Genomic DNA, 10,651 nt, shown 5'->3' on the forward strand with positions numbered 1-10,651 from the left:
CGCCTGTTCCGCCTTATTCGGATCACCCGTCCGGCTACAACTGTGTCTCGGCCGCATACATGTACACCGCCCGGGCATTCTTCGGCAAGGACAAGATGGACTTCAGCGTCATCGCCCCTGGCGCCGCCGGTGTGACGCGCGAATACACGCGCTTCACTGACGTGGTCGACGACACCATCGACGCGCGCGTGTACCAAGGTCTCCACTTCCGGGAGGCCGACGTCCAAGGCGCGGGGATCGGCGAAGGCGCTGCCCGCTGGGTTGATCGCAACTACTTCCAGCCGGTCAAGTGACCTGATTCAGGCAGGGAGCGGGTCAGCGATGTCCATACACATCGACTTTCGAGGGACCGGACGCGAAGCAACTAATCTGTGCGGGTGACGACCATCGCCTTGTTCGGTGCCACAGGGAAGGTCGGTTCCCGCGTTCTGATCCGGGCTTTGGCAGCCGGCCACCTCGTTCAGGTGTTGGTACGCGACCCCGGGAGGCTGACGATCACCTCCCCCGCGCTATCCGTCATCCGCGGGGATGTCCTGGATGCCGGCGCCGTCGACAGGACGGTCGCGGGAACGGATGCAGTGCTGAGCCTTTTCGGTCAGGTCGAAGGCTCGCCGAACACCTTGCAGACAGAGGGCACCCGGCTGATCGTCGAGGCGATGAAGCGGTACGGAGTGACTCGCATCGTGAGTCTGTCCGGCGGGGCGCTTTCCGCGCCGGCGGACCGACCGCGCTTCGCGGACCGCGTCATCCGGCACCTGTTGAAGGCTGTCTCTCCACACGTCCTCACGGATGCCGAGGGACACCTCGCCGTGCTCGAGCAATCAGGACTGGACTGGACCGTCGTGCGGGCGCCACGGCTGCAGGACAAGAGGGGAACCGGCAGCTATCGCGTGGGTTGGGCCGGAGTCAACGCAAGCACAAGGATCAGCCGCGACGACCTGGCTGACTTCATCCTCACCCAGGTGGATGATCGCACCTTCCTATTCCAGATGCCGTTCGTCAGCGAATGAACACCGTGGTGCCGTCCGGATTGCGTGGTGCGCTTACGCGGGAGCAGAGCCGCGCTGGGGCGAAGGCGGTATATCCCCAGCCGGGAGTTGCGGCGGCCCGGCAGCCTCGGCGCGTTGCGAGGGGACGAGCGCGTCCGAGGTCTGCTGATGCACCCCAGGCGCCGCCGGAGGCAGATCCGTCGCGGCAGTGGCCTCGGCGGTGAGGTGCCAGGGCCGCTGGCGTTGGAGCTCCAGCAGCTGGGCGCCGAGTCCGAAGAACACCATGGCGAGCCAGACGACGACGTTCAGCCACGGGATCTGCAGCGCGACGATCAGGATGACGCCACCGACGAGCGATTCGACAACGGGATGCACTCTGCCGCGGAACAGGAGGCGGCCGATGTAGTACGCGGCATACACGAACGTCGCGAGAACCAGCAGTGTCCACACCAGCAGGCCGGCCAGGGCGAGGGGCGCCCCGATGATGGTGACGGCGAGGAAGAGGAGTGCGATGGGGACGGCGACGGAGGCCACGAAGCCGACGAGCAGCGCCTTCCACGGGGACGGGATGAGGTGGTCGGTGACCCGGTGCAGCCAGCGCGGGATGAGCAGACCCGCGGCCAGTGTGATGAGGCTGAGCGCGACGAGCGCGTAAATCACCCCGAGGAACCACCCGATGAACACCGCCCAGGGCGAGACCTCGACGCGGGGCGTCTGCGGAGGCTCAATGCGGTCCACGCTTCCGTCGACCGCTCCCTCTGTGATGCGCGCCTCGACATCGCTCATGTACGTCACATCGCCTCCGACGGATCCGTCGATGATGAGACGTCCGACACTGACCAGCACATTTCGGCCGACTTCGCCTGCGATGCTGACTCCGCCGGCAGCGGCGACCAGATCGTCACCCAACGATCCGGAGTCGCGGACGGTGAGGTTCGCGGCGAAGACGGTTCCGCTCCGGGAGACTTCCCCGCTGATCGAGACGTCCTGCCCGGCGAGGCGCACGTCTCCGTCCACCGTGCCGGCGATCGTGATGGTCTGAGCCGCAGCGATCACATCGCCGGTGACATCGCCGCTGATGATGACGCTCTGGCCCGCCGCGTACACATCGCCGCGGATCGAACCCGCCACGTCGACGATCGCACCGGTGAAGAACTGCGGGCCTTCGCGATCCAGGGCTGCCGAAACGGCCGCGGGCCCCGAATGTTGGATGGGCAGCGCCACCGCCGCGGCCGCCGTGCCGACCGTCAGGACGCCGGCCGCCAGGATCACCGCCAGAGAACTGTAGATGCGCACCCGAGCACTCATTGCGATGCCCCTTCCCGATCGACGCGTAGCACGCTGGCCACGGATCCCACTGTGCGTGAGCTGGGTGCAAGACCTGTAGGGCCATAGGTCCCGTGCCCCTCGAGGACGGTGGGAGGTCGACGCGCACTGAGGGAAACCGGCGACGATCCCGCCAGAGGGTGGGACGAAGGACCCTGTCCTTTCCACGAGCGCGTGGCAGACGATGGATAACCCGAGCACGCGGGCTGCCTAGGAGGGCGACATGAGAGCGTTGGTTTACAAGGGCCCAGGTTTCATCGTCTGGGAGGAGGTGCCGGCTCCCCGGATCCAGAAGCCGACGGACGCGATCGTCAAGATTGAGACGACGACGATCTGCGGGACGGACCTGCACATCCTCAAAGGCGACGTTCCGACCGTGCAACCCGGACGCATCCTCGGCCACGAAGGGGTCGGCGTCGTGACCGAGGTCGGTGAGGCGGTGAGCGAGGTTGCCGCCGGGGATCGGGTCATCGTCTCGTGCATCTCGGCCTGCGGGAAATGCAGCTATTGCCTCGAGGGGATGTACTCGCACTGCCTCGCCGACGAAGGCGCATCCGGAATCGGCTGGATCCTCGGACACCTCATCGACGGAACGCAGGCCGAGTACGTGCGGGTGCCCTTCGCGGAGACGTCGCTTCACAAGGTGCCGGAGGGGGTGGCGGCGGAAGAGGCCGCGATGATCAGCGACATTCTGCCCACCGGACATGAGATCGGCATCAGATACGGCGCGGTCAAGCCGGGCGATGTCGTCGCGGTCATCGGTGCGGGCCCGGTCGGGCTCGCCGCGATGACCACCGCCGCCCTGTACGGTCCGAGCCGTGTGGTCGCGATCGACATCGACTCCAACCGGGTCGAGCAGGCTAAGCGCTTCGGCGCGAGCGACAGCGTCGTTTCGTCGGACTCGGACTGGAAGGAGCAGGTCGTCGCGCTCACGGACGGGCTCGGCGTGGATGTCGCCATCGAGGCTGTCGGCATCCCGGCCACGTGGGATATGTGCCTTGCGATCGTGCGGCCGGGTGGTCATGTCGCCAATGTCGGCGTTCACGGCAAGCCCGTGAGCTTCCCGCTGGAGACGGCCTGGATCCAGAACCTCACGATCACCACCGGCCTCGTCAACACCGATACGTCGCGCATGCTGATCAAGCTGCTGGCGCAGGGACGACTCGACGTGGGCGGCTTCATCAGCCACCGCTTCGTGCTGGAAGATATCTTGAATGCCTACGACACATTCGGTCGCGCGGCCGAGACCAAGGCGCTCAAGGTGATCCTCACCGCCTGAGTGAGGGTCGCAGCCGAGGGTTCGCGCCGAGGATCGCGGATTGCGACGCGACAGGACTTCGAGCTGCAAGGTGAGATCGACGCCGCCGATGCGCTCCCGCCCACCTCGTGGATTCCAACCCTGAAATACCGCTGGGTGCGAGTCGCTCCGACCTCGATCACCGGTCAACGCTTCCAGAGAGGACTGGAGCCGGCTCGTTATGGGGTTTAGGTCAGTACCCCCGACCGCTGTTTCACGACCGAGGTCTCTCGCCACCGGGCGGCGCCGGAGGGCACGGGACCTTGGGCCCTGGGCTGAGTCCGACCCGTCCACCTAGCGTCGAAGTCGCGACCCGTGTCAGGGCGGGCCGTATCGAGGAGGAGGGCACCCGGTGAACAGCATCGTGGTGGGTTTCGACGGAACGGAACCGTCCTTCGTCGCCTTGGATTGGGCGGCACAGCGTGCCGCGCGTCGACCCACTCGTGTAGAGATCGTCACCGTCGACGCCCTCGACCTCTTCGCTGACGGAGTCGTCGACGTCGCTCTCGCCGATGCCGAACTCCGCGTCAAGGACATCGCTGCGGACGCAGAGGTCACCTCGCGAAGCGTTTCGGGACGGATGCCCGATGCACTGGCTCGCGCGGCTGCGGAAGCAGATCTCCTCGTCATCGGCGCCCACCGCCGCCGCCCGGTCCGGGCGGCTCTGACCGGTTGGCGGCCGTTGCGGACGGTCTCACGATCGGCCGTTCCGGTCGTCGTCGTCCCCGGGGACTGGACCGATCCGGACGGGCCGGTGCTGGTCGGCGTCGATGAGGATGACTCGTCGTCTGCGGCAGTGACGTTGGCCGCCGCGGAAGCATCCGACGCTGGCGTGGGGCTCACGCTGCTGCATGCGTGGCAGATGCCGGTTCCGACGATGGACGGCTCGGTTGCGCTGCTGCCGTCGCCGATTCAGGAGAAGGCGGCACACCGGCGCATCCTCACTCGAGTGAGCGAGCAGGTGCTGTCACAGCATCCGGGTTTGAAGGTCGACTGGATCCTGGCCCGGGAGAATCCGTCCACCGCTCTGCTGATGGAGACCAGACGCTCGTCGCTGCTTGTGCTCGGCACGCACCGTCGCGGCCTGATGGCGGGTGCCTTTCTCGGCTCCGTCGGCCAGGACGCTCTGGTTGAGTCTCGAATTCCGGTGTGTGTGGTGCCGACGACCTCCACATCCGAATGAGGTCGACCGGAATGCCGGCGGCGTCGCTAGGATCGCGTCGACAGGAGACGGTGATGGCCGAGAACGAGGACGCGCTGCCGGGCGAGGAATCCGCGGCACCGACCGGCGATGGGCCGTACCGCTCGGAAGGCCGCCTCAACGATCTGCTGCGCGCCAGTACGTCCGTGGTCGAAAGGCTGGATCTCGAGGTGGTCCTCCGTCGTATCGTCGAGGCGGGGATGACGCTCGTCGGCGCACGGTACGGTGCCCTCGGGGTCATCAGCCGCGAGGGCGGCCTGGAGCGCTTCATCCACGTCGGCATCGACCGCACCACGGCTGATGCCATCGGGCATCTCCCGACGGGTCGGGGCGTGCTGGGCGCGGTTATCGCCGATCGGGAGCCGATCCGCCTGGAGCACCTTTCCGACGATCCGCGCTCGGCGGGTTTTCCGCAGCATCACCCGAGCATGGACTCATTCCTCGGCGTGCCGGTGCGCGTCGGGGACCAGGTCTACGGAAATCTCTATCTGACGGAGGGCGATCACGGCCCGTTCACCGTCGACGACCAGGAGCTGATCGTCGCGCTCGCGGCGACCGCCGGCATCGCGATCGAGAACGCACGCCTTTACGACGTGGCGAAGACGCGCGAAGCATGGAATGCCACGATCGCCGATGTCATGTCGGCCATGCTCGATGTCTCAGGCGAGAACGTTCTCGATGTGATCGCCGAACGTGTGGCCGCGCTGATCGACGCGGAGCTGGTCGCCGTCGCCACACCGCATGGTGAGGACCAACTCGAGCTGTCGACGGTGTACGGCCCGGGGGCCGAGGTGCTGCGCGGCCGCACATACCCCGCTGCCGGCACGCTCACCGCTCGTGCCCTCGCCAGCCGGCAGGCGGTGAGTATCGATGGGCAGCCCGCGGCCGCGATGTTCGACTGGCAACCCGGGCTCGGTCCGACCGTGGCCATCCCCCTCTTCGCGGGGGACGAGCCACTGGGCGTCCTCACGGTCTCACGACAGAGCGAAGGGCCGACGTTCACAACGGCCGACCTCGAAATGGCCTTCGCGTTCGCGGCGCATGCGAGCATCGCGCTCGAGATCGTCCGGGCGAGGGAAGACCGGCGACGACTCGAGACCACGCGCGACCGGGCGCGCATCGCTCGTGATCTTCACGACCACGTCATCCAGCGACTGTTCGGAGCAGGGCTGGCACTCCAGGGGGTTTCCTCGCTTCTCGACGCCGACTCGTCGGCGGCCATCGAGACCCAGATCGACGTGATCGATGCCACCATCAAGGACATCCGCACCATCGTCTTCGCGCTGAGCACGGGGGAACGCCCTGGCGTGAAACGTCTGCGCGACCGGCTGCTGGACGTAGCGGCCGATGTGGCCGACTCCTGGCCCACTCCGCCTCGGCTGTCATTCGCGGGCGCGCTGGACAGCCTGATCTCGCCGGGACTGGCCGATGACCTGGTGGCGGTGCTCCGCGAGCTGCTGACGAACATCGTCAAACATGCCCGCGCCGACACCGTCGAGGTGGCCGTCTCCATGGCCGATGATGTCGTCGAACTCATCGTGGAGGACGACGGGGTCGGCGTCTCAGGCTCGGCCCGACGCAGCGGACTGGCGAATATCTCCGCCCGCGCCCTGCTGCGTGGGGGCGGTAGCGAGGTGACCTCTCGACCAGGAGGCGGCACCCGCGTCCGCTGGCATGCCCCCATCGATCATGTGCAAGGAGCGGATCAGTGATAAAGGTGTTCCTGGTCGATGACCACGAGATAGTCCGGCGCGGGATCGCGCAGCTCGTCGACGCGGAACCCGACCTCGAAGTCGTCGGTGAGGCGGGCAACGTGCGCGAGACGATGCGCAGGATCGACGCAACCCGGCCGGATGTCGCGGTGCTGGATGTGCGTCTGCCCGACGGAAACGGCATCGATCTCTGTCGCGACATCCGTTCTTCCCATCCGGAAGTGTTCTGCCTCATCCTCACCGGCTACGACGACGACCAGGCCCTCCGCTCCGCAGTCCTCGCCGGAGCGAGCGGGTACGTCCTGAAAGACGTGCGCAGCGGCTTGCTGGTTCAGGCGATCCGCCGTGCCGCGTCAGGCGCGAAGATCCAATCGGCAGAAGTGATGCTGCGCGCCGCGCGCGCTCTGAACCCCGAACCCGCAGATCGCCCTGACGCTGCGGACCCGGCGTTGTCACTGCGCGAGAGTCAGATCCTCGGTCTGATCGCGGAAGGCATGACCAACCGTGAGATCGGCGAACGACTGGGCATCGCCGAGAAGACCGTGAAGAACTACGTCAGTGGCCTGTTGGCCAAGCTGGGAATGGAGCGGCGAACGCAGGCGGCCGTCTATGGCGCCGAACGCAAGCACCGTTCGACCTAGCCCCCATCGTCTCCGCCTGCCGGCGGGTACCGGACGATCGTCTCGCCCGCCGCGTCGACGAGGCACACGGGAACCGGACACAGGGACACGATCTGGCGGATCGACGGGCCTGGCGTTCTCTGGGACACCACGAGGCCGATGGAAGGCTCAAGCGTCCTGAGGAGGGACTCCAGCGTGCCGACGTGCAGTCGCTCGGTGAAGCTCGTGTCGGCGTGCTCTGCAACCTGCTCCGAGACGACCCGGGCGAGCTGTGTCCGCGCGGCCTCGGATCTCTGGATCAGCGAATCAGTCGACCGGATGCCGATGTTGTCCACGTAGCGGATCACGCACACGTCTCCTCCCGTCGCCGCGGCCGTGCGGACCGCGACGTCGATCGCCCGGTCAGCGTCTTCGGCGCCGATGATGACCCCCACATCGGGCCGATGCGCATCCTGCTGCAGCTGCGCAACCGCAAGCGCCGAGGGTGAGTCGAGAACTGACGTGGCAACCATCGGATGCCCCTTTCTTCGATTCCAGCTTCTGCGCCGTTCCGCCCGCCCAGTAGGGCATTTGGTCCCGCCGCGCAGATCCGCCAGGCGGTGGGACGTTCGACCCATGTGCGGCTTCCGCGGTGGAGGAAGACTCCATCCGAAAGCCATCGGAAGGACACCGCAATGAACACACTGATCGTCTACGAGTCGATGTTCGGCAACACCAGGCGGATCGGCGAAGCGATTGCCGATGCGTTGCGGGCGGCCGGCGCGAGCGTCACCGTCACCACCGCCGCGAAGGCTCCTGTCGACCTCACCGGCTACGACCGGGTGGTCATCGGCGCACCCACCCACGCGCACTCCCTCCCCCAGCCGTCGTCCCGCAAGGACGCAGCGACATGGGCGGAGGAAGGCCGAAAGGAGCTGACGCTCGAGCCGGGGGCTGCCGATGAGTCCGGCGTGCGGGAGTGGCTGCAGCGTGTCGCCCTCGCCGAGTCGACAGCACGCTTCGCGTCATTCTCGACGCGCGCAGACTTCCCGCTCATCTTCGCGGGCGACGCCGCCGCGGCGATAAAGCGGCGGCTGCGCAAGCGGGGCGTGACAGTGGACGCGCACGAGGACTTCCGGGTCGATTTCGACAGCCACCTTCTGGACGGCGAAGCTCAGCGTGCCGGCGAGTGGGCGACGACGCTGATTCCCGTCGCGGCCGGGCGGGACCGAGACTGATCATGCGTTCGAGCACCGCACCGATGGAACGCCCGACCGCGCACGCCCCCAGCCGTAGCCCGTTCGCGCGAACCGGGCTCGTGATGATCGAGGCTTTCGTCGCCGTAACCGCGATCGCCGGTGGCACCGTGCTGGTCATCGGGGCCCTTCTGCCGCAGACGGCCACCGCGTTCAGCCCGCCCGACGGGTATCTGGCGGGAACCCCGTTCACCAGCTACGTCGTCCCGGGCCTGGTGCTCGCGGTGGTGGTCGGCGGCGTGCATGCCGCAGCGTTCATCCTGGATCTGACTCGCCACCCGTGGCGAGTACTCGTCGCCGCGACCGCGGGCTTCGCCCTGCTCACCTGGATCTTCGTCCAGATGATCTTCATCCCGTTCAGCTTCCTGCAGGCGATCTACTTCGCGGCCGGACTGGCTGAGATGGGCTTCATCATGCTGACACTCGGAATCACGGCGATTCCGAGGTCCGACCAGGATAGGAGACTGCCGTGACCGGCACACCGCTGTCATCCGATCGATCCGCCGTGCATCGGATGACCTTCGACGAATCCATCACATCGGTCTTCCGGAAGTACGCCGAATTCGAAGGCGTCGCCACCCGAGCGGAGTTCTGGTGGTTCGTACTGTTCGCGACTCTCGTGTCGATGGCGTTCAACGGCTTCAACATCCTCACGCTTGAAGGGCCGTTCCAGGTGGGCAGCATGCTCGCCTACATCTGGGGTCTGGCGATCCTGCTTCCGTCGCTCGCGGTGACTGTTCGCCGACTTCGGGATGCCGGCCGCACCTGGCCCGAGCTGTTCTGGCTGCTACTTCCCGTCGCCGGGGCGATCATCCTGATCGTTCACCTGTGCGACCCCAGCAGGGCGCGGTGAAGCGCTGCATTACCTCAGGAGGAATCGTGGAAACGAATGAAGGGCTCGTCGAGCAACTGGGCGTCGAGGAATGCTGGAAGCTGCCGTTGACGCCCTGGATCCCGACGCTGAAGTACCGGTGGGTCCGCATCCGTCCCCGCTCCATCACCGGGCGCCGGTTCGCGCGCGCACCAGAACCGGACCGGTATGCGGTCTTCGATGACTGACCGGTCTGCTGAACGGGCAGATCCGCCTGCGATGCCGTCAGACCCGCGTGACGCCGGGCGTCGGCGTCGAGCGGGAAGGCACCCTGTCCTGGCCGCTCGCTCTTCCGGAATCAGGGGCGCGGCGCGGCACCTCTACGATCTGACCCGCCGCGTTCCCTGGGTCGTCGCCACCCTGGCGGTGGCAGCAGTGGCAAGTCTCCTGATCGTTGCCGGGTGGCGCACCGCAGGCGAATGGCTGCTCACAGGTTTCGTGCTGTTCATGTGCGCGAGGTCGGCGTGGGCGATGCTGCGCGAATTGCGTGCGGGCACCTTCGGCGTCGACGTCATCGCCGTGACCGCCATCGTGGCCGCGGTGCTGGTCGGCGAACTCTGGGCTGCATTGGTGGTCGTCCTGATGCTCACGACGGGTCAGGCTCTCGAGACCTATGCGGCAGGGCGCGCGCAACGCGACCTCACCGCGCTCTTGGAGCGCCGCCCTCAGACCGGTCACCGCATCGTGAGTGCGGATACGGTCGAAGACGTCGCCGCAGAATCGCTCCTACCGGGCGAGCGGATCCTCGTTCGCACCAACGAGGTGATCCCGGTGGACGGTGTCCTGATCAGCGCCTTCGGAACATTCGATGAGTCCTCGCTCACGGGCGAGAGCATGCCGGTTGACCACTCGGCAGGTGAGGAGGTGCTGAGCGGGACGGTCAACGGCTCTGCGGCGATCATCCTCGAAGTTCGACGCGCCGCCGCAGACAGCCAGTATCAGCAGATCGTGGCACTGGTAGAGAGCGCGGCGAACAGCAGAGCTCCGATCGTCCGGTTGGCTGACCGGTTCGCGTTGCCGTTCGCGCTCGTGGCGTACGCTCTGGCCACCCTCGCGTGGTGGCTGTCCGGCGAGGCGGTCCGCTTCGCGGAGGTCCTGGTGGTCGCCACGCCATGCCCGCTGATCATCGCCGCGCCGGTGGCCTTCATGGCCGGGATGAGTCGCGCCGCCCGAGATGGCATCATCATCCGCAGCAGTTCGACGCTGGAGCAGCTGCATCGCACCCGCACGTTCGCGTTCGACAAGACCGGAACACTCACACAGGGCGAACCCACGCTGGCGGAGGTGCGCCCTGCCGAAGGACTCGCCGCGGACGACCTTCTCAGCCTGGCGGCATCCATCGAGGCCAACTCGACCCACACGCTCGCGACGGCGACGGTCAAGGGAGCTGTCGCACAGGG

Annotated in this window: 13 protein-coding genes; 11 read left to right on the plus strand and 2 right to left on the minus strand. The window is 66.9% G+C overall.

Annotated features, from left to right (window positions below):
• Both VFX99_RS05000 and VFX99_RS05005 read left to right on the plus strand, forming a co-directional pair.
• The coding region (locus VFX99_RS05000) for a hypothetical protein (protein WP_329665215.1) at positions 1-293 on the plus strand (293 nt) is incomplete at its 5' end.
• 84 nt (positions 294-377) lie between these two features.
• Positions 378-1,010: an NAD(P)-dependent oxidoreductase gene (locus tag VFX99_RS05005; RefSeq protein ID WP_329665216.1), complete on the plus strand. Its 633-nt coding sequence runs from the start codon at positions 378-380 to the stop codon at positions 1,008-1,010.
• 33 nt (positions 1,011-1,043) lie between these two features.
• On the opposite strand, the gene VFX99_RS05010 is transcribed toward VFX99_RS05005, so the two are convergent.
• On the minus strand, positions 1,044-2,297 hold the full coding sequence (locus VFX99_RS05010; protein WP_329665217.1) for a hypothetical protein: 1,254 nt from the start codon (positions 2,295-2,297) through the stop codon (positions 1,044-1,046).
• A gap of 241 nt (positions 2,298-2,538) precedes the next feature.
• Here VFX99_RS05010 and VFX99_RS05015 point away from each other — a divergent pair, with 241 nt between their 5' ends.
• The 4 genes from VFX99_RS05015 to VFX99_RS05030 all read left to right on the plus strand — a co-directional run bounded on the left by VFX99_RS05015 (position 2,539) and on the right by VFX99_RS05030 (position 7,166).
• Positions 2,539-3,594, plus strand: a complete 1,056-nt coding sequence (locus VFX99_RS05015) for a zinc-dependent alcohol dehydrogenase family protein (RefSeq protein WP_329665218.1) — start codon at positions 2,539-2,541, stop codon at positions 3,592-3,594.
• Positions 3,595-3,964: 370 nt separating this feature from the next.
• Positions 3,965-4,795 (plus strand): universal stress protein, encoded by an 831-nt coding sequence (locus VFX99_RS05020; protein WP_329665219.1) that lies wholly within the window; start codon positions 3,965-3,967, stop codon positions 4,793-4,795.
• A 53-nt stretch (positions 4,796-4,848) separates the two neighbouring features.
• On the plus strand, positions 4,849-6,525 hold the full coding sequence (locus tag VFX99_RS05025) for a GAF domain-containing protein (protein ID WP_329665220.1): 1,677 nt from the start codon (positions 4,849-4,851) through the stop codon (positions 6,523-6,525).
• Positions 6,522-7,166, plus strand: a complete 645-nt coding sequence (locus VFX99_RS05030; RefSeq protein WP_414684320.1) for a response regulator — start codon at positions 6,522-6,524, stop codon at positions 7,164-7,166. Before VFX99_RS05025 ends, VFX99_RS05030 begins: the two co-directional genes overlap by 4 nt.
• Here VFX99_RS05030 and VFX99_RS05035 read toward each other — a convergent pair.
• Complete coding sequence (locus VFX99_RS05035; RefSeq protein WP_329665221.1) at positions 7,163-7,657, minus strand: hypothetical protein; 495 nt, start codon at positions 7,655-7,657, stop codon at positions 7,163-7,165. The genes VFX99_RS05030 and VFX99_RS05035 overlap by 4 nt on opposite strands.
• A gap of 162 nt (positions 7,658-7,819) precedes the next feature.
• Between VFX99_RS05035 and VFX99_RS05040 the strand changes: the two genes are divergently transcribed.
• The 5 genes from VFX99_RS05040 to VFX99_RS05060 form a co-directional block, all read left to right on the plus strand.
• Positions 7,820-8,362, plus strand: coding sequence for a flavodoxin family protein (locus tag VFX99_RS05040; protein WP_329665222.1), 543 nt, complete (start codon positions 7,820-7,822; stop codon positions 8,360-8,362).
• Positions 8,363-8,364: 2 nt separating this feature from the next.
• Positions 8,365-8,853: a hypothetical protein gene (locus VFX99_RS05045; RefSeq protein ID WP_329665223.1), complete on the plus strand. Its 489-nt coding sequence runs from the start codon at positions 8,365-8,367 to the stop codon at positions 8,851-8,853.
• Positions 8,850-9,233: a DUF805 domain-containing protein gene (locus VFX99_RS05050; protein WP_329665224.1), complete on the plus strand. Its 384-nt coding sequence runs from the start codon at positions 8,850-8,852 to the stop codon at positions 9,231-9,233. Before VFX99_RS05045 ends, VFX99_RS05050 begins: the two co-directional genes overlap by 4 nt.
• A 26-nt stretch (positions 9,234-9,259) precedes the next feature.
• The gene (locus VFX99_RS05055) at positions 9,260-9,439 is read left to right on the plus strand and encodes a hypothetical protein (protein WP_329665225.1); all 180 of its coding nucleotides are present in this window, start codon (positions 9,260-9,262) and stop codon (positions 9,437-9,439) included.
• A 187-nt stretch (positions 9,440-9,626) separates the two neighbouring features.
• Positions 9,627-10,651, plus strand: a 1,025-nt coding sequence (locus VFX99_RS05060; RefSeq protein ID WP_329665226.1) for an HAD-IC family P-type ATPase, incomplete at its 3' end; no start/stop codon positions are given.

This window comes from Microbacterium sp., from assembly GCF_036277215.1.
Taxonomy (GTDB): domain Bacteria; phylum Actinomycetota; class Actinomycetes; order Actinomycetales; family Microbacteriaceae; genus Microbacterium.

Excerpts from the sequence above, each read along its gene's own strand:
- VFX99_RS05015 (WP_329665218.1), top strand. The coding sequence starts at position 2,539 with ATGAGAGCGTTGGTTTACAAGGGCCCAGGTTTCATCGTCTGGGAGGAG.
- VFX99_RS05010 (WP_329665217.1), bottom strand. The coding sequence starts at position 2,297 with ATGAGTGCTCGGGTGCGCATCTACAGTTCTCTGGCGGTGATCCTGGCG.
- VFX99_RS05035 (WP_329665221.1), bottom strand. The coding sequence starts at position 7,657 with ATGGTTGCCACGTCAGTTCTCGACTCACCCTCGGCGCTTGCGGTTGCG.
- VFX99_RS05040 (WP_329665222.1), top strand. The coding sequence starts at position 7,820 with ATGAACACACTGATCGTCTACGAGTCGATGTTCGGCAACACCAGGCGG.
- VFX99_RS05025 (WP_329665220.1), top strand. The coding sequence starts at position 4,849 with ATGGCCGAGAACGAGGACGCGCTGCCGGGCGAGGAATCCGCGGCACCG.
- VFX99_RS05045 (WP_329665223.1), top strand. The coding sequence starts at position 8,365 with ATGCGTTCGAGCACCGCACCGATGGAACGCCCGACCGCGCACGCCCCC.